Genomic DNA, 17,385 nt, shown 5'->3' with positions numbered 1-17,385 from the left:
CAACCGGGTGTGGCACGTATTTCGGGCCACAGGCGCGACGGGCAGTCATCACAGCGCAACACCGACCCGCTAAGTTGTCACTCAGGTCGGGAACACCAGGCCCTGGAAGGAAGGCGCGGATCTTGGGAAAGGTCGTGCTCGTCACCGGAGTCGCCCGCCGGCTGGGGGGCCGGTTCGTGCGGCGGATCCAGCGGGAACCGGATGTGGACCGGGTGATCGGGGTGGACGCGGTGCGGCCCGAGCACGATCTCGGGGACGCCGGCTTCGTCCTCGCGGACATCCGCCAGCCGACCATCGCGCGGGTGCTGGCCGAGAGCGGCGCCGACACCGTCGTCCACATGGATGTGACCGGCACGCCGCTGGGGAGTGGGAGTCGGACGTCGGTCAAGGAGAACAACGTCATCGGGACGATGCAGTTGCTGGGGGCGTGTCAGAAGTCGCCCGGGGTGAAGCGGCTGGTGGTGAAGTCGAGTACGAACGTGTACGGGTCGGCGTCCAGGGATCCGGCCGTGTTCACGGAGTCGACGGCCGCGAAGTCGCTGCCGAGCGGCGGGTTCGCGAAGGACGCCGTCGAGGTCGAGGGGTATGTGCGGGGGTTCGCGCGGCGGCGGCCGGACGTGGCCGTCTGCGTGCTGCGGTTCGCCAACATCCTCGGGCCCGGCGCCGAGACGCCGCTCGCCTCGTACTTCGAACTGCCCGTGCTGCCGACGGTGTTCGGCTACGACCCCCGGCTGCAGTTCGTGCACGAGGACGACGTGATCGAGGTCCTGCGGATCGCGTCGCGGGAACCGGCGCGCGGGACGCAGAACTGCGGGACGTTCAACGTCGCCGGCGACGGGGTGCTGCTGCTCTCGCAGTGCTCGCGGCGGCTGGGGCGGCCGACCGTGCCGCTGCTGCTGCCCGCCGTCACCTGGGCGGGGTCGCTGGTGCGGACGCTCGGGATGACGGACTTCTCGCCCGAGCAGATCCGGCTGCTGACCCACGGCCGGGTCGTGTCGACGTCCCTCATGCGCGAGACGCTGGGCTTCACACCGGCGTACACCACGGCGGAGACCTTCGCGGACTTCGCGCGCAGCCAGGGCCCCGGGCTGCTGCCCCCGGAGCGGATCGCCGGCGCCGTCGACCGGGTCGCGGCGCTGCCCCCGCTCCACCTTCCGACGCCGAGCGCCAACTGAGGAGCGTGCCGACGATGGCCGACGCCAAGGTCATTCCCTTCGACGACGACAGGGCGCGGGCGGGGAGTGTGCCGCGGCCGGTGCGACGCCGGGGCGGGCCGGTGAAACGCGGAAACGGTGAGGTCCAGCCCCTGCCCACCCGGGCCCCCGAGCGCGATGATGTTCCGGTGACACCACAGGAGCCGCGGTCCGTCGAGCGGCGTATCGCGGGCGGGCTGTCGTTCCTGCGGCGGCGGCTGACGGGGGACTACGAGGTCGACGACTTCGGGTTCGACGAGGAACTCACCGACCAGGTGCTGATGTCGCTGCTGCGGCCGGTGTACGAGAAGTACTTCCGGGTCGAGGTGAAGGGCATCGAGAACATCCCCGCCGAGGGGGGTGCGCTGATCGTCGCCAACCACTCCGGGACGCTGCCGCTGGACGGGCTGATGATGCAGGTCGCCGTCCACGACCACCACCCCGCCGACCGGCATCTGCGGCTGCTCGCCGCCGACCTGGTCTTCGTGCTGCCCGTCGTCAACGAGCTGGCCCGCAAGCTCGGGCACACGCTCGCCTGCGCGGAGGACGCCGACCGGCTGCTCGGCCAGGGGGAGCTGGTCGGCGTCATGCCCGAGGGGTTCAAGGGGCTCGGCAAGCCGTTCGGTGAGCGGTACAAGCTCCAGCGTTTCGGCCGGGGCGGCTTCGTGTCGACCGCGCTGCGCCGGGGCGCCCCGATCATTCCGTGCTCGATCGTCGGCGCGGAGGAGATCTACCCGATGATCGGCAACGCGAAGACGCTCGCGAGGGTGTTGGGGTTCCCGTACTTCCCGGTCACGCCGACGTTTCCGTGGCTGGGGCCGTTGGGGATGGTTCCGCTCCCGACGAAGTGGACGATTCAGTTCGGGGAGCCGATTCCTACGGAGGGGTATCCGGCCGAGGCTGCTGAGGATCCGATGTTGATGTTCAATCTCACGGATCAGGTGCGGGAGCAGATTCAGCACACGCTCTACAAGCTGCTGGTGCAGCGGAGGTCGGTGTTCTTTTAGGGGGACGACGATGAGAGGGCGCCCCATGGTGTGTGGGGCGCCCTCTTCTTCAGTCGGCGTCAGTCGGCGTCTTCGCTGTCGATGCCCAGGCCGGGGAGGAGGCCGGGGAGCAGCGGGGGGATCGTCACGTCGGGCGGGGTGGTGGACGGCAGGGACGGGGTGGTGGGGAGGTTCTTCGGGGGGTCGAGGAGGCCGCCGGTGTTGCCGCCCAGGAGACCGTCGTCGGACGGGGTCGAGGGGGCGGCCGGGGTGGAGGAGCGGCCCGGGGCGGTGTGGTCCGGGGTGGAGCGGCCGGGGGCGGGGGCGGCCGGGTCGTCGGCCGACGGGGTGGTGCGGGCGGAGGACGAGCCCGGCGAGCGGGCGGGGTCCGTGCCCTGGGCGGGGGGCGGGGGGAGGAGCGACTGGAGGGGGGCCACCTCTTCGTCCATCGCGTCGAAGACCATGGTGACCTGGTCGCGCACGTCGCCCAGTTGGACGGGGAGGCTGTCGCGCAGGGCGCCCCAGGCGTCGCGGTGGGCGCGGGCGAAGGCGGACAGGGCGCGCATCGGGCCCAGGGAGTCCGGGTCGCGCTCGTACGCCTCGTGCAGGAGGCGGTGGCCTTCCGTCGCGTCGTGGGTCATGCCCGAGAGAGTGCGGCGGATCTCGCCCAGCGACTCGTGGTCCAGGTGGCCGCCGCGGCCTCGGTCCATCAGGCGGCGGGCTTCGCTCAGGCGCGTCGACGCCTGGTCGAGGTAGGCCTGGCCGCGCTCGGTGTCGTCGTCCGTCAGGTAGGTGAGCTTGAAGTCCTCGATGCCGCGCTTGAGGCCGTACAGCGAGTCGCCCGGCAGGGCGTCCGAGCTCGCGGCGGCGACCCCGCCGAAGGCGCCCGCCGCGACGCCGACGCTCAGGCCGCCCGCGGTGAGGCCCTTGGCGAGCCGGCTGGTCGGGCGCAGCCGGCCGAGCGCCCGGTGTTTCGCGGCGCGGTGGCCGCGCTGTTCAGGGACCGAGGGGGCCTCGCCCCCTTGCAGCATCGCTTCCATCGCGGCGACCAACTGCGCCCGCTGGACGACCTTGACCTCGGGGTCCAGCTCCGGTTTGGGCAGCTCCGCGAGGCCTGACGTCAGGGACAGCAGCCTGTCCTGCTCGGTCCGCTCCGCGGCGGCCGGTGCCGGCGGTGATCCCTCGGACTGCTCGGCCGCCGCGCCCCGGTCGGAATCCTCCAGGGCCTGGGCGAAGGCGTTCGCCCGCCGGTGTGCCGATACGTTCGCGATCACTGGCGGCACCTCCTCTCGTCTTCACGGTCGACTCCCCTGGGGGCTTGGGGGTTGCACGTCCTCGACCGCTTCCACACGATCGGGTGATCGGGGGCGGCCGGAACGTGACCACAGGGAGCCTGTATCCCGCTCAACGAATGGCGCGGCACTTGGGTTACGGACTGAGGATGATCGGATCGGGAAGTCAACGGACTTTCACTGAAAGTGAGTTGGTGAGGGCCCTCGGTTACCGCGCGTCTTCCGGCAGGAGCCGGGCCAGCGTGCGGACGGCGCGGTACTGGAGCGTCTTGATCGCGCCCTCGTTCTTCCCCATCACCCGCGCGGTCTCCGCGACCGACAGGCCCTGGAGGAACCGCAGTGTCACGCACTCCTGCTGCTGGGGGTTGAGCCGGCGGACGGCGTCCAGGAGCGCGGCGTTCGACAGGGACTCCAGGACGGAGTCCTCCGGGGAGCGCTCGACCTCGTTGGCGTCCAGCATCTCGCCGGTCGTCACCTCCAGGCGGAAGCGGCTCGACTTGAAGTGGTCGGCGACGAGGTTGCGGGCGATCGTCACCAGCCAGGCGCCGAAGTCGCGGCCCTGCCAGGTGAAGGTGCCGATCCTCCTGAGCGCGCGCAGGAACGTCTCGCTCGTCAGGTCCTCGGCGGTGGCCTTGCCGCCCACGCGGTAGTAGATGTACCGGTAGACGGTGTCGCTGTACTGGTCGTACAGACAGCCGAACGCCTCGGCCTCGCCGGCCTGGGCCCGCTCGACGAGGTCCATCATCCGGGCGCTGTCGCTGTCCGCGGCGGGACGGCGGGCCGCGGGCGCGGTCGTACGGCCCCGTCTGCCGACGGTGGTGCCCCCGTCGGCGAGCGCGTAGCACGCGCCGACGGGGGTGGCGGTGGCGAAGGCGGGGACGCCGAACGCGGGGGGGACACAGCCGCGCAGCGTTTCCTTGAGCGTTGCGATCGATTCGCGCAGCGTAGCCAGGCCCGAGGCGTCAACCCCGACGTGTGGGTACACGGGACTCCCAGAGGCAGAGCTTCCATCACGTGCAGTGCGGGACCGATCACCTGGTGTAGGGGTGGACGGGCTCCGGATTGCGTTTGAGGAGAATAACGCTTCGTGAAGGTGCTGCTACGCCGAGTTGCTCAAAACTTCGATTACATGGGGTTTGTGATCGAATGGAGGCGGATCAAGTTTGTTGTTCTGAGCGGGGGTTGATCGAAAAAGATCGGCTATGAGAGGGGTGTGTGGCGTGTTGTGGCCGGGTGCGGGTCCGTTGTGGCTGGTCGCGCCCCGCGGCGGAGCCGCAAACGTCACAGCCCCGCGCCCCTAAACCCGGCAACTCGCCGACGAAGCCTGGAAGTCAGCGTTTGCGGCGGCTGAGCGCGATCGCCGCCGCCGTTCCGCCTGCAACCGCTCCTACCCCTGCCGCCGCCGGGATTCCCACCCGCGCCGCTTTTCGTCCCGTCCGATAATCGCGAAGACGCCAGTCCAACTTGCGGGCGTGTTTGCGGAGTTTGGCGTCGGGGTTGATCGCGTAGGGGTGGCCGACGAGGGACAGCATCGGGATGTCGTTGTGGCTGTCGCTGTAGGCGGCGCAGCGGGTCAGGTCGAGGGATTCCGCTGCCGCCAGGGCTCGGACCGCCTCCGCCTTTGCCGGGCCGTGCAACAGTTCGCCCACCAACTTGCCGGTGTAGACGCCGTCGACGGACTCCGCGACCGTTCCCAGGGCGCCGGTGAGGCCGAGGCGGCGGGCGATCACGCGGGCGATCTCGATGGGGGCCGCTGTGACCAACCACACTTTCTGGCCCGCGTCCAGGTGGGCCTGGGCGAGGGCTCGGGTGCCGGGCCAGATGCGGTCGGCCAGGTACTCGTCGTAGATCTCCTCGCCGATCGACTGGAGTTCGGCGACGCGGTGGCCCTTGACGATGGAGAGGGCGGAGTCCCGGGCGTCCTGCATGTGCTCGGGGTCCTCGATGCCGGCCAGCCGGAAGTACGCCTGCTGCCAGGCGAACCGCGCGAGGTCCCGGGTCTCGAAGAACTTCCGTTTGTAGAGGCCCCGGCCGAAGTGGAACAGGGCGGCGCCCTGCATCACCGTGTTGTCGAGGTCGAAGAACGCGGCGGCCTTGTCGTCGCCCTGGACGGGGAACTCAGGCTCCGCGTCCTGCGGCTTGATCTTCTGCTCGTCCTCTTTCGAGGACTTCCGCGCGGCCTCAGCCGACGCTTCGCCTGCCAACACGCTCCGTGCCGTGGCTGAGCGCCTACGGGGAGTGAGCCATCCGAGAGCGGCCATGTCGTGAGCATAGCCAGTGTGTTGGGTGCGTTCCGGATCGGAGAGGTTCGGGGGGTGTGAACTCTCCACTACAACTCGATATCGCCGGGCCAGAATGGGGTGCATGACTCCGCTCTTCCGGCGTAAGCCCTCCGTTCCCCGGCACGTCACCTTGATCGGCAAGCCTGACTGTCATCTCTGCGAGGACGCGGAGGCGGTGGTCGCGCGGGTGTGCGGGGAACTCGGGGTGGAGTGGGAGAAGAAGGACATCCAGCAGGACAGCGCGCTGCACGACGCCTACTGGGAGCAGATTCCGGTCGTTCTCGTGGACGGCGAGCAGCACACGTTCTGGCGGGTGGACGAGGGGAGGCTGCGGAAGGCGTTGACCAGGTAGTCCAAAGACGTACGAATGTCGCTTAGGATCGATGGTCGAGTGGTCTTGGGGGCGAGATTCGTGAGGAGCGTGAGCGGTTTTGCCCCCAGGAGTGAAACGCGTGACCCCGGTCACGTTGGCCGGGCAAATCGGACACCATCTTTGTGCACGCGTTCACAAAGACATAGCCTGCTTTCGACGGGGCGGTCCGGGGACGTACGACCGCCCACAGCCCCGCGCTACCCGCAGGAGCACCGTGGCAACTGGCCGAACTCACCGACCGGCGACCCGTAGCCGAGGGATCCCCGAGGCCACCGTCGCCCGGCTTCCGCTGTACCTCCGTGCCCTGACCGCGTTGTCGGAGCGCTCGGTGCCCACGGTCTCCTCGGAGGAGCTGGCGGCCGCGGCGGGGGTCAACTCCGCCAAGCTGCGCAAGGACTTCTCCTACCTGGGTTCGTACGGAACGCGCGGTGTCGGCTACGACGTCGAATACCTCGTCTACCAGATCTCCCGCGAGCTGGGCCTGACCCAGGACTGGCCCGTCGTCATCGTCGGTATCGGTAACCTCGGCGCCGCCCTCGCCAACTACGGCGGGTTCGCCTCCCGGGGCTTCAGGGTCGCCGCGCTGATCGACGCCGATCCGGCGATGGAGGGCCGGCAGGTCGCCGGGATCGCCGTGCGGCACAGCGACGACCTGGAGCGGATCATCCAGGACAACGGCGTCTCCATCGGCGTCATCACCACCCCGCCCAGCGTCGCGCAGCAGGTCTGCGACCGGCTCGTGGCCGCCGGGGTGACGTCCATCCTGAACTTCGCGCCGACCGTCCTGACCGTCCCGGACGGTGTCGACGTCCGCAAGGTCGACCTCTCGATCGAGCTGCAGATCCTCGCCTTCCACGAGCAGCGCAAGGCCGGCGAGGAAGCCGCGAACGCGCCCGCCGCGGCGCGCGGCGACGCCTCCGAGCAGGGGCCCGACGGGGACGTCCCCGCCGTGATGCCGGCATGAGCCTCCTCGTCGTCGGGCTGAGCCACCGCAGCGCGCCCGTCAGCCTCCTGGAGCGGGCCTCGCTGGGCCAGGACGCGCAGGTCAAGCTGTTGCAGGACACGGTCGCCGCCGAACCGGCCACCGAGGCCGCCGTGCTGGCCACCTGCAACCGCATCGAGCTGTACGCGGACGTCGACAAGTTCCACGCCGGTGTCGCCGAGCTGTCGACGCTGCTCGCCCAGCACAGCGGGGTCGGCCTCGACGAGCTGACGCCGTACCTGTACGTGCACTACGAGGACCGGGCCGTCCACCACATGTTCTCCGTGGCGTGCGGGCTCGACTCGATGGTCGTCGGCGAGGGGCAGATCCTCGGGCAGCTGAAGGACTCCCTCGCGAAGGCGCAGGAGCTGCACAGCGCCGGGCGGCTGATGAACGACCTGTTCCAGCAGGCCCTGCGGGTCGGCAAGCGGGCGCACTCCGAGACCGGGATCGACCGGGCGGGGCAGTCGCTGGTGACGTTCGGCCTGGAGCAGCTGGCCCGCGAGACGCCGGTCGACGAATGGGTGCGGGGCAAGAAGACGCTGGTCATCGGCGCCGGATCGATGTCCTCGCTGGCCGCCGCGACGCTCGCGCGCGCCGGGGCCGCCGAGATCGTCGTCGCCAACCGGACCTTCGACCGGGCCGAGCGGCTGGCCCAGATACTGAACGACGGCGACACGGACGTGACGGCCCGCGCGGTCCCGATGGAATCGGTGCCGGGCGAGCTGGCACGTGCCGATCTGGCCGTGTCCTGCACCGGGGCGACGGGGCTCGTACTGACCGGCGCGGACATCGCGCGCGCGGTGGAGGGGCGGACGCCGGAGACGACCGTCCTCCCGCAGGCCAGGCCCGTGAAGCTCCCGCAGCCCGCCGCCGGCGAGGACGCCTGCCCCCTCGACCTCGGCGCCGTCCAGCAGGGCTTCTCCGTCGCCGGCGAGGCCGCCGTCGCCGGGATGGACGCGGCGACGCTGGAGCAGCACGCGGCGTGGGTGGACAACGGGAGTGTCGACCGGCGGGTCAGCAAGGAGGCCGAGCTGATCTCGGCGCTCGCGCAGACCGCCGCCACGGTCGGCCGGATCCCGGAGCGGCGCAGGCCCGAGGGGCCCTCGGACGTCGTCCGCGCCGAGCCGGTGCTGTGTCTGCTCGACCTCGCGATGCCGAGGGACATCGACGCCGCCGCCCACCGGGTGGGCGGGGTGCGGCTGGTGGACATCGAGTCGCTGGCCGAGGCGAGCGCGGACGCGCCGATGGCGTCCGACGTGGACCAGGTCCGGCGGATCGTGTCGGACGAAGTGAACGCTTTCGGTGCCGCGCAGCGGGCCGCGCACATCACGCCGACCGTCGTCGCGCTGCGGACGATGGCCGCCGACGTGGTGGCCGGCGAGATCGCGCGGCTGGAGGGGCGGCTGCCGGGGCTCGACGACAAGCACCGGGCCGAGATCACCCAGACCGTGCGGCGCGTCGTCGACAAACTGCTGCACGCCCCGACCGTACGGGTCAAGCAGCTCGCGGCGGAGCCCGGCGGCGCCGGGTACGCGGACGCGCTGCGGACCCTGTTCGACCTCGACCAGGAGACGGTCGCCGCCGTGTCCCGGGCAACGGACGAGAAGGGCCCACGGGCATGACAGCAAGAGCACTGAGACTCGGGACCAGGCGCAGCAAGCTCGCCATGGCCCAGTCCGGTCAGGTCGCCGAGGCGGTACGGCAGGTGACCGGCCGGGCCGTCGAACTCGTCGAGATCACGACGTACGGCGACACCTCCCGCGAACACCTCGCGCAGATCGGCGGGACGGGCGTGTTCGTCACCGCGCTGCGGGACGCGCTGCTCGCCGGGGACGTCGACTTCGCCGTTCACTCGCTGAAGGACCTCCCGACGGCGCAGCCCGAGGGGCTGACGCTGGCCGCCGTCCCCCTGCGCGAGGACCCGCGTGACGTCCTCGTCGCCCGCGACGCGCTGAAGTTCACGGACCTGCCGCGCGGGGCCCGCGTCGGGACGGGTTCGCCGCGCCGGATGGCGCAGCTGAACGCGTACGCGCGCAGCCACGGGCTGGAGATCGAGACCGTGGCGATCCGGGGCAACGTCGACACCCGGATCCGGTACGTGCACGACGGGGAGCTGGACGCGGTCGTGCTGGCCGCCGCCGGGCTCAACCGGATCGGGCGCGCCGACGAGGTCACCGACTTCCTGTCGATAGACACGGTTTTGCCCGCCCCCGGCCAGGGGGCACTGGCGATCGAGTGTGCTGCGGGCAACGCAGACCTCGTCGCCGCGCTCGGCGAACTCGACGACCCGTTCACGCGGGCCGCCGTAACGGCCGAGCGGTCACTGCTCGCCGCCCTGGAGGCCGGTTGCAGCGCACCCGTGGGGGCGCTGGCCGACCTTCTGGCCGACGGGCAGATTGTCAAGGAAATGCGCCTGCGAGGGGTTGTCGGCACGACCGACGGCTCCCGTACGGTGCAGCTGTCCACCACCGGTCCCGTGCCCGAGACGCATGACCAGGCAATGACGCTCGGTCGCGAGCTCGCCGCCGAGATGCTTGCCCAGGGCGCGGCCGGTCTGATGGGGGAGCGAGCACATTGAGCCCCACCACCCTTCCCTCCGGCCTGGACCACGGGCACGTCACCTTTCTGGGTGCCGGACCCGGGGATCCGGGACTGCTGACTCTGCGCGCCGTGGAGGCGCTGGCGAACGCGGACGTCCTCGTCGCCGAGCACGAGGTGCTCGACGTCGTCCGGACGCACGCGCGGACCGGCGTCTCCGTCGTGCCCACGGACCCCGCCCCGGGCACGATCGCACCACAGCCCACGGTAGTTGACAGTGCGTCAACGACCGTCGCGCTTCCCGTGATGCGGGATGCGGCACATCTTGTCATGGAGGCCGCGCGGGGCGGCAGGCGGGTCGTGCGTGCGGTCTCCGGTGATCCGGGACTTGATACGTACGCCGCCGCCGAAATGCTCGCCTGCGCCTCCGCCGGGGTGCCCTTCGAGGTCGTGCCCGGTGTCGCCGCCGCCGTCGGCGTCCCGGCCTACGCCGGGGTGCCCCTGCGCGACGCGCAGGGGGCGGACGTCCGGTTCGTGGACGCCCGTACCGCCTCCGACCGGTGCTGGACGGAGGTGGGGGCGTCCGACGGGACCGTGGTCGTGTCGACGACCCTCGACGCCGTCGCCGCGGCCGCCGGGGAGCTGGTGTCCGCCGGGCGCAAGCCGGACACCCCGCTGACCGTGACCGTCGCCGGGACGACGACCCGGCAGCGGACCTGGTGCGCGACCCTCGGGACCATCGCGCAGATGCTGAAGCAGGCCAAGGTGCTGCCCTCGCCGGACGGCGGGCGGCCGGTGATAGCCGTCGTCGGTGAGCGGTCGGCGCCGGCGCAGCGGGATCAGCTGGCCTGGTTCGAGTCGAAGCCGCTCTTCGGGTGGAAGGTGCTGGTGCCCCGGACGAAGGAGCAGGCCGCTTCGCTGTCCGAGCAGCTGCGGTCCTACGGGGCCGTGCCGCACGAGGTGCCCACCATCGCCGTCGAGCCCCCTCGTACGCCGCAGCAGATGGAGCGGGCCGTCAAGGGGCTCGTCACCGGGCGGTACGAGTGGATCGCCTTCACCTCGGTCAACGCGGTCAAGGCGGTGCGGGAGAAGTTCGAGGAGTACGGGCTCGACGCGCGCGCCTTCGCCGGGATCAAGGTCGCGGCGGTGGGGGAGCAGACCGCCAAGGCGCTGATCGCCTTCGGCGTGAAGCCGGATCTCGTGCCCAGCGGGGAGCAGTCCGCCGCCGGGCTGCTGGAGGACTGGCCTCCCTACGACCCCGTCTTCGATCCGATCGACCGGGTGTTCCTGCCTCGGGCCGATATCGCCACGGAGACGCTGGTCGCCGGGCTCATCGATCTCGGGTGGGAGGTGGACGATGTCACCGCGTACCGGACGGTTCGGGCGTCGCCGCCGCCTGCCGATACTCGGGAGGCGATCAAGGGGGGTGGGTTCGATGCCGTGCTGTTCACGTCGTCGTCCACCGTGCGGAACCTTGTCGGGATCGCCGGGAAGCCGCACAACGTGACCGTCATCGCCTGTATCGGGCCGGCTACCGCCAAGACCGCCGAGGAGCATGGGCTTCGGGTGGATGTGATGGCTCCTGAGCCGTCCGCGCAGAAGTTGGCCGAGGCGTTGGCCGAGTTCGGGATGCGGCGGAGGGCTGCCGCGCTGGAGGCGGGGGACGCGGTTACTCGGCCGAGTGAGCGGAGGCCGGGGGGACGGCGGCGGCGGGCCACCTGAGGGTCTGAACGAAGACGGCGGAGCGTGTTTCCTCGCGGGGGGCTGCGAGGGGGACGCTCCGCCGTCGGTTTTTGAGCGGCCGTGCTTACAGGGTCGGGGGTGGTGGGGGTGTTGTCGTTGGCGAGGTGTCCTCGGGTGGTTGGCTCAGCGTCCACCGAGGTGGGGTTGGGGAGGGGGCTGCGGTGAGGTCGGGGGTCGACAGGGCGTCGGCAAAGGGGGTGTCCGGGCGGGCGTAGCTTAGGGATATGTCTAAGTACGGTTCCTTTCCCGGTTCCCGGCCCCGGCGGCTGCGTACGTCGCCCGTGATGCGGAGGATGGTCGCGGAGACGCGGCTGCACCCGGCGGACTTCATCCTGCCCGCGTTCGTGCGGGAGGGGGTGGCCGAGCCGGTGCCGATCCAGGCGATGCCGGGGGTCGTGCAGCACACGCGGGACAGCCTCAAGAAGGCGGCCGTCGAAGCCGTCGAGGCCGGGGTCTCCGGGATCATGCTGTTCGGGGTGCCGGAGGAGTCGAAGAAGGACGGCAACGGGACGCCGGGCACCGACCCGGACGGGATCCTCCAGGTCGCGATCCGGGACGTGCGGGCCGAGGTCGGTGACGAGTTGCTGGTCATGTCCGACCTCTGTCTCGACGAGACGACGGATCACGGGCACTGCGGGGTCCTCGACGAGCAGGGGCGCGTCGACAACGACGCGACGCTTGAGCGGTACGCCGAGATGGCCCAGGTGCAGGCCGACGCCGGCGCCCATGTCGTCGGGCCCAGCGGGATGATGGACGGGCAGATCGGCGTCGTCCGGGACGCGCTCGATCAGATCGGGCGGGAGGACGTCGCGGTCCTCGCGTACACCGCGAAGTATTCCTCCGCGTTCTACGGGCCGTTCCGGGAGGCCGTCGGGTCCTCCTTGCGGGGGGATCGCAAGACGTATCAGCAGGACCCGGCCAACTGGCGTGAGTCCCTGCGGGAGTTGGCGCTGGACGTGGAGGAGGGCGCCGACCTCGTGATGGTCAAGCCGGCCGGGCCCTACCTCGACATCCTCGCGCGCGTCTCCGACGCGGTGGACCTGCCGGTCGTCGCGTATCAGATCTCCGGGGAGTACTCCATGGTCGAGGCCGCCGCCGAGAAGGGGTGGGTGGACCGGGATCGGGCGATCTTCGAGACGTTGACGGGGATCCGGCGGGCGGGGGCGCGGAACATCCTCACGTACTGGGCTGTGGAGGCGGCTCGGAAGTTGGAGGGGTGGCAGTAGACGATGTAGCCGTCGGCTCGGAAATCTGTGCAGATTCTCCGGGAGGCTGTACATTTTTTGTATGTCCATTCTCCGGGAGAATCCCACTGTGCTCTCCGTGACCGAGGCGGCCGGCAAGGGCGTCGCCGGGCTGGTCAAGGCCGCCGAGGCCGGAGAGGACGTGATGGTCGAGCGCCATCACAAGCCGGTCGCCGCGGTGATCGGGATCGAGAGGCTTCGGCAGCTGGAGGAGCTGGAGGAAGATCTCGTCGATGCGCTGCTGGTGCTGACGCGGGCAGCTACGGACACGGGGGAGCGGTCGTCGCTGGACGAAGTGCTGCGCCGGTTCGGTGTTGACCGGGAGGGGTTGGAGAAGGAGTTCGGTGGGCACTGAGTCGCTGCTCAGTCGTGCGGCCGGCTCATCCATTCCTCCCAGTGGGCGATCGCCTGGTCCAAGGGGAGTGCCTTCGCTTCCTCCTCGCTGAGGCCCGTCTTGTGGATCAGGCGGTCGACGAGCCAGCCGGGGGCCGGTTCCGGTGGGGGCGTGGTGGTCGTGCGCAGGCCGAACCGTTCGAGCAGGCCCTGTAGTTCACGGGTGGCCGGGGTGTCGGGGAGCGTGTCCAGCCTCCGTCGGACCTCCTCGTACACCGCCGCGTCCTTGCGGGCGCCGACGGCCCAGATCTCCGAGACCTCGACGGTCGTCGTGCCGTCCGCGCTCTTCAGTACCCGCCACACGATCCGCCAGTGCCTGTCGCCCACGTCCAGCTTGCGGAAGCCCACGAGATCCCCGACGAGGGGTCTGCCCGCGTAGGGGTCGCGCTCCAGCATCAGGATCTTGTGCAGGGCTGCGCGTGCGGTCTGCGGGTCCCGGCGGTGCAGTGCGTCGAGGTCGGCTGCGGCGGCCTCGGTGAAGCGCACGGGGTGGCGGGGGGTGTCCGGCATGGGGGGAATGTAGTGGTCAACGAAGGGGCGTCGCAACTGCGTTGACGGAAGATCGGTCGTGCTGTATTACTTCTCGCACGACTAGGTGGGTGGGTGGGTGGGTGCCTTGATGGATATGACCACGTCGGCTGCCGCCGCCGAACTTCGCTGCTCCGTCAACACCCTCAAGAAGCTGATCGCCGCCGGTCTTCTTCCCGAGGTCCGCGAACGCGGCAACCGCACCCTGCTCCCCGCAGGTGATGTGCGTGCCCTGGCTCGGCGTGAGGGCGTCGATCCGGACGCTCTGGAACTGGGAGAGCTGCCCGTACTGCGGGTGGGGCCTGCCGAACTGGCGGAGGGTTCACGGCAGTCGGCGTTGATCGGGTACGCGGCGCGGCTGACGCCGGAGCAGATGTATCAGGCGCTGCGCGGGTGGTGGCGTTGTGATCCGGAGCGGATCCTGCGGGCGGGGGTGCTTGCTGTCACGCTCGGGCCTTACGCGGTCGCCGTGTTGGACGACTTTCGGTACGTCGAATCGCGTGGCGGACGGTACCGCTTCACCGGTGAACTCGCGGGATACGTGACCGACCTGGTCACGCCTGTCCAAGTCGTGCGCCGTGAGGCCCCGTTGGCCCGCAGGATCCTCGGACGGCGGCTGGAGTCCGAGTCCGGCGGGCCGGTCGCGTACGTGCAGCGGCGGAGTGCCGGCGGCTGATGTCGGGACGGGGTGTCAGTCCCACCAGAAGTGCCATGCGTGGGCGTCGATCAACTCCTTCGCGTACGCCTCGATCGTGCCGGGGCCCTGGGCGATGTTGTCGGGGCAGAAGGCGTAGTGCTCGGCGGCGATGGCCTCTGCCTCGGACTGGGTCGTGGGCGGGGCGGCGACCGAGACGGCGAGGGTGGCGAAGCCGAGGGCGACGACTCGGGCGCCGAAGCGGTCCTCCCAGGAGCGCAGGACGGCGCAGAGGCGGGCCACGTCGTTCTCGTGGTTGAGGGGGCCGGTCCAGCCGATGGCGGCGGGGATGTCGGCGGAGCGGCGGGCGGGGACGAGGGCGAGGTGGGGTTCGGTGAACCAGGTGGTGTCGTCCGACTCCGAGATCTCGTCGGCCAGTTGGGCGGCACGGGCGTCGGGGTCGACGGTCGGGGTGGCGGAGGGGGCGAGGCCGGGCCAGGCGAGGGTGAAGGGAGCGAGCATGTCCGCGGTGTCGTCGTCGTAGTCCTCCTCGTCCATCTCCCAGGACTCCGCGAGGACTTCCTCCGCGTCGTGGTCCCCGGGGTACGACATCGCGTCCGGGTCCAGCTCCCAACCCTCCCGGTCCACCCAGTACTTGTCCACGTCCACCAGCACCGGCAACAAGCCCGCCTGCCCCGCCCGGGCGCCCAGCGCCGTCCAGTTCCCCGACGACGACGGCTGGTCCGCGTACCACAGCAGGGGCTCGGGCCAGTCGCGGTCCACCAGCTTGCCGGGCGGGAGTCGGAGACCCAGCGAGCGGCCGCTCGGGTCGGTGGTCAGGTGGGGGAGGGGGTTCGGGAGAGTTGCCATGGCGGTGACTGTAGGGGGTGGGTCTGACAATGGGGTGGCGTTCTGGGGGAGGGCGGGGGTGTTCAGGGGGCGATGGTGTTCAGGGTGGTCACGTCCTCGGGGGAGAGGGGGATGCCCGCGCTGGTGTTCTCGCGGAGGTGGGTCGTCCAGGACGCTGCCGAGGAAGAGGTTGTATTCGCCAAGTGCTCCGCCGGGAACGGGAGTTCGGCGTTGATGTGGCGGAGCCGGTCGTACGCCAGCCGCCACCGCTCCTCGGTCGTGGCGTCGGGGCGGTGGCGGAAGAGGGGGGTTAGGTAACGATCTTCTTTGTCACAGGGCGGCGGTGAATGAAGCCCAAGTGGTGGGGGAGAGGCGGAGGTTGGGGGCGGTGTCCGGGTTCTTGGAGTCGCGGATGTGGATGGTGCTGGGGCACTGGGCCACTTCGACGCACTGGCCGCCTTCGTCGCCGCTGTAGCTCGATTTCCGCCAGGAGAGGGCGACTTCGAGGCACGCGCCGCCCTCGCTGCCGCTGTATGTCGACTTGAACCACTGAAGTGCCTCGGTGCTCATTGCTCTCCTAGCAGGCAGTCAAGCTTGCGTTTGGACTTCTCCACGTCCAACGCTTGTGTCCGCAGCATCGCATACTTGCTCTCCAGGATGGACATTTCCTCGGGGTCCGAAACCCAGTGACTGCCGCGCTGGCTCTCGGTGTATGCGAGGTGCTGGTGGTCCTCGGTTTCGAGGAGCGTGAACGGGCCGTTGAGGCCCGCATGGTGGAGGCTGTCCAGCGGGAGGATCTGGATGGTCACGTTCGGTAGGTCGGCGAGTTCTCGCAGGTGACGGAGCTGTCGCTGCTGGACTTCCGGGCCGCCGACCATCATGTGCAGGACCGGCTCCCAGATGACGAAGCTCATCGTCGGCCCGTTCTCCCGGCGCAGTATTGCCATTCGCTCGATGCGGCCCGCCAGCTTCGTCTGGATCTCCTCCTCCGAGTACGCCGGGACCCGCTCTCGCAGCACGGCTTCCGCGTACTCCTCGGTCTGGAGAAGGCCGGGGATGACCGCATTGTCGAACCAGTCGAGTTTCTTCGCCGTGCGCTCGTGTTCGATGTACTCCTCGGCGAACAACGGATACTGATCGATCTCCGGCAGGTTCTCCGCGCCCTCCTCGAACACCCCCTTCGTGCCGAGGGCTTCGTCGATCTTCCTGCCGATGTCCGGCTTCAGGGGCCGTCGGCCCTGTTCGATGGAGGCCATGGTCTCGTCGTCGATGTTGACGATCGCGGCGAGTTCGACCTGAGTCAGACCGCTCGCGCGGCGGGCGGCGGCGATCTGCCTGCCCAGCATCTTCATCGAGGTCTTGTTCTTCGGCCTTGACGGCTTCCTGGGACTCATGTTGGCGTGTATCCCCCGGAGTTGGGCGCGGTTCACCCGTACACACCCGTACGGAAACGCTGTACGGGTTCGCAGGGTGTTCAACGCTAGTGACCATCCGCAACTCTCGTCCCGTGAACGGAACAACTCATCGGCCGTCGCTGCGCGAGAGGTGCTTCCGCCGTGATCGGCGGTCCGTGCCCGCTGCCCGGCGGTTCGCCAGGGAAACGCTTGCCGGTTGGGGGCTCGACTCGTGCGAGCGGGCCGCCGATCTCCTGTTGTGCGTCAGCGAGTTGACGACCAACGCGCTGCTGCACGGGGTGCCTGTCGGGCGCCAGTTCATGGTGTCGCTGCGGCTCGACGGGGACGTCGTCCTCGTCGAGGTGCACGACAGCGGGGACGGGATGCCGCACATCGCTCAGGCGCGGGACGGGGACGAGGACGGGCGGGGGCTCGTGCTGGTCGCCGCGCTCAGCGCGAAGTGGGGGGTGCGGGAGAGGGGGGTCGGGAAGGTGGTGTGGTGCGAGTTCACCCTGCGCGCCGGTCCGCCAACTGCCCTTTCAGCCACGCCGGTTCGGGGTTGATGTAAGGCTGGCCCGCGATGAACACCGTCGGGACGGTTTCGTTGCCGTTGTTGGCCGCGCGGACTGTGGCGGCTGCCTCGGGGTCGGTCCAGATGTTGACCCAGTGGAGGTGGCGGGCCTCGCGGCCGAGGCGTAGGCGGAGGCGGGCGCAGTACTTGCAGCCGGGGCGCCAGTAGACGATCGGGCGGTTGCCGGGGGCGGCCTCGGCCTCTGCTTCCGTGAGTGAAGTGGGGAAGATCAGCGGGGAGTTGAGGGCCGTGAGGGTGGTGAAGAGGAGGGCGGTGGCCACCGCCGCGACCGTCTGAGACCTCGCGAGGAGGGTGGTCGTGGCGGTGGCGCCGCACAGGGCGAGCAGCGTCGGCAGGAGCCAGGCTCTGGGCATATGACG

19 protein-coding genes are annotated in these 17,385 nt (G+C 70.2%); 11 read left to right on the top strand and 8 right to left on the bottom strand.

The window, feature by feature from the left end; translation table 11 throughout:
- The first annotated feature begins 122 nt into the window (after positions 1-122).
- Both IAG44_RS17050 and IAG44_RS17045 read left to right on the top strand, forming a co-directional pair.
- On the top strand, positions 123-1,175 hold the full coding sequence (locus IAG44_RS17050) for an NAD-dependent epimerase/dehydratase family protein (protein WP_187747955.1): 1,053 nt from the start codon (positions 123-125) through the stop codon (positions 1,173-1,175).
- A gap of 14 nt (positions 1,176-1,189) precedes the next feature.
- Positions 1,190-2,200, top strand: coding sequence for a lysophospholipid acyltransferase family protein (locus IAG44_RS17045; RefSeq protein WP_187747954.1), 1,011 nt, complete (start codon positions 1,190-1,192; stop codon positions 2,198-2,200).
- Between the two features lie 59 nt (positions 2,201-2,259).
- Here the strand turns inward: IAG44_RS17045 and IAG44_RS17040 are convergent, their stop codons facing one another.
- From IAG44_RS17040 to IAG44_RS17030, 3 genes are all read right to left on the bottom strand, one after another.
- Positions 2,260-3,453: a DUF5667 domain-containing protein gene (locus tag IAG44_RS17040; RefSeq protein ID WP_187747953.1), complete on the bottom strand. Its 1,194-nt coding sequence runs from the start codon at positions 3,451-3,453 to the stop codon at positions 2,260-2,262.
- 226 nt (positions 3,454-3,679) lie between these two features.
- Positions 3,680-4,456 (bottom strand): ECF subfamily RNA polymerase sigma factor, BldN family, encoded by a 777-nt coding sequence (locus tag IAG44_RS17035; RefSeq protein WP_187747952.1) that lies wholly within the window; start codon positions 4,454-4,456, stop codon positions 3,680-3,682.
- Between the two features lie 346 nt (positions 4,457-4,802).
- Positions 4,803-5,732: an HAD family hydrolase gene (locus tag IAG44_RS17030; RefSeq protein WP_187747951.1), complete on the bottom strand. Its 930-nt coding sequence runs from the start codon at positions 5,730-5,732 to the stop codon at positions 4,803-4,805.
- A 103-nt stretch (positions 5,733-5,835) separates the two neighbouring features.
- On the opposite strand from IAG44_RS17030, the gene IAG44_RS17025 reads away from it, so the two are divergent.
- The 7 genes from IAG44_RS17025 (at position 5,836) to IAG44_RS16995 (ending at position 12,991) form a co-directional block, all read left to right on the top strand.
- Positions 5,836-6,105: a glutaredoxin family protein gene (locus IAG44_RS17025; protein ID WP_187747950.1), complete on the top strand. Its 270-nt coding sequence runs from the start codon at positions 5,836-5,838 to the stop codon at positions 6,103-6,105.
- A 235-nt stretch (positions 6,106-6,340) separates the two neighbouring features.
- Positions 6,341-7,090: a redox-sensing transcriptional repressor Rex gene (locus tag IAG44_RS17020; RefSeq protein ID WP_187747949.1), complete on the top strand. Its 750-nt coding sequence runs from the start codon at positions 6,341-6,343 to the stop codon at positions 7,088-7,090.
- Positions 7,087-8,733 carry a glutamyl-tRNA reductase gene (locus IAG44_RS17015; protein ID WP_187747948.1) on the top strand — a complete coding sequence of 549 codons (1,647 nt, stop codon included), beginning with the start codon at positions 7,087-7,089 and terminating at the stop codon, positions 8,731-8,733. The genes IAG44_RS17020 and IAG44_RS17015 overlap by 4 nt, the downstream gene beginning before the upstream one ends.
- Positions 8,730-9,689, top strand: coding sequence for a hydroxymethylbilane synthase (gene hemC, locus IAG44_RS17010; RefSeq protein WP_187747947.1), 960 nt, complete (start codon positions 8,730-8,732; stop codon positions 9,687-9,689). Before IAG44_RS17015 ends, hemC begins: the two co-directional genes overlap by 4 nt.
- A complete protein-coding gene (locus tag IAG44_RS17005; protein WP_187747946.1) occupies positions 9,686-11,371 on the top strand; it encodes a bifunctional uroporphyrinogen-III C-methyltransferase/uroporphyrinogen-III synthase in 1,686 nt (561 codons plus the stop codon). The genes hemC and IAG44_RS17005 overlap by 4 nt, the downstream gene beginning before the upstream one ends.
- A 245-nt stretch (positions 11,372-11,616) precedes the next feature.
- Entirely contained in the window at positions 11,617-12,618 is a 1,002-nt protein-coding gene (gene hemB, locus IAG44_RS17000; protein WP_187747945.1) for a porphobilinogen synthase, read from the top strand.
- A gap of 61 nt (positions 12,619-12,679) precedes the next feature.
- Positions 12,680-12,991, top strand: coding sequence for a type II toxin-antitoxin system prevent-host-death family antitoxin (locus IAG44_RS16995; protein WP_187747944.1), 312 nt, complete (start codon positions 12,680-12,682; stop codon positions 12,989-12,991).
- An 8-nt stretch (positions 12,992-12,999) separates the two neighbouring features.
- On the opposite strand, the gene IAG44_RS16990 is transcribed toward IAG44_RS16995, so the two are convergent.
- Positions 13,000-13,539: a type II toxin-antitoxin system RelE/ParE family toxin gene (locus IAG44_RS16990; protein ID WP_187747943.1), complete on the bottom strand. Its 540-nt coding sequence runs from the start codon at positions 13,537-13,539 to the stop codon at positions 13,000-13,002.
- A 115-nt stretch (positions 13,540-13,654) separates the two neighbouring features.
- Between IAG44_RS16990 and IAG44_RS16985 the strand changes: the two genes are divergently transcribed.
- Positions 13,655-14,233 (top strand): helix-turn-helix domain-containing protein, encoded by a 579-nt coding sequence (locus tag IAG44_RS16985; protein WP_246561793.1) that lies wholly within the window; start codon positions 13,655-13,657, stop codon positions 14,231-14,233.
- Between the two features lie 15 nt (positions 14,234-14,248).
- Here IAG44_RS16985 and IAG44_RS16980 read toward each other — a convergent pair whose 3' ends face one another.
- From IAG44_RS16980 to IAG44_RS16970, 3 genes are all read right to left on the bottom strand, one after another.
- Positions 14,249-15,061, bottom strand: a complete 813-nt coding sequence (locus tag IAG44_RS16980) for a DUF4253 domain-containing protein (RefSeq protein WP_187747941.1) — start codon at positions 15,059-15,061, stop codon at positions 14,249-14,251.
- A 309-nt stretch (positions 15,062-15,370) separates the two neighbouring features.
- The gene (locus IAG44_RS16975; RefSeq protein ID WP_187747940.1) at positions 15,371-15,610 is read right to left on the bottom strand and encodes a DUF397 domain-containing protein; all 240 of its coding nucleotides are present in this window, start codon (positions 15,608-15,610) and stop codon (positions 15,371-15,373) included.
- On the bottom strand, positions 15,607-16,434 hold the full coding sequence (locus tag IAG44_RS16970) for a helix-turn-helix domain-containing protein (RefSeq protein WP_187747939.1): 828 nt from the start codon (positions 16,432-16,434) through the stop codon (positions 15,607-15,609). The genes IAG44_RS16975 and IAG44_RS16970 overlap by 4 nt, the downstream gene beginning before the upstream one ends.
- Before the next feature lie 113 nt (positions 16,435-16,547).
- On the opposite strand from IAG44_RS16970, the gene IAG44_RS16965 reads away from it, so the two are divergent.
- Complete coding sequence (locus IAG44_RS16965) at positions 16,548-16,997, top strand: ATP-binding protein (RefSeq protein ID WP_187747938.1); 450 nt, start codon at positions 16,548-16,550, stop codon at positions 16,995-16,997.
- Here IAG44_RS16965 and IAG44_RS16960 read toward each other — a convergent pair.
- Entirely contained in the window at positions 16,942-17,379 is a 438-nt protein-coding gene (locus IAG44_RS16960) for a glutaredoxin domain-containing protein (RefSeq protein ID WP_187747937.1), read from the bottom strand. The two genes, IAG44_RS16965 and IAG44_RS16960, sit on opposite strands and share 56 nt — an antisense overlap.
- Between the last annotated feature and the right edge of the window lie 6 nt (positions 17,380-17,385).

The organism is Streptomyces roseirectus, assembly GCF_014489635.1.
Classification (GTDB): domain Bacteria; phylum Actinomycetota; class Actinomycetes; order Streptomycetales; family Streptomycetaceae; genus Streptomyces; species Streptomyces roseirectus.
The sequence above is the reverse complement of the archived record's forward strand: the minus strand, read 5'-3'. Positions and strand labels throughout refer to the sequence as shown.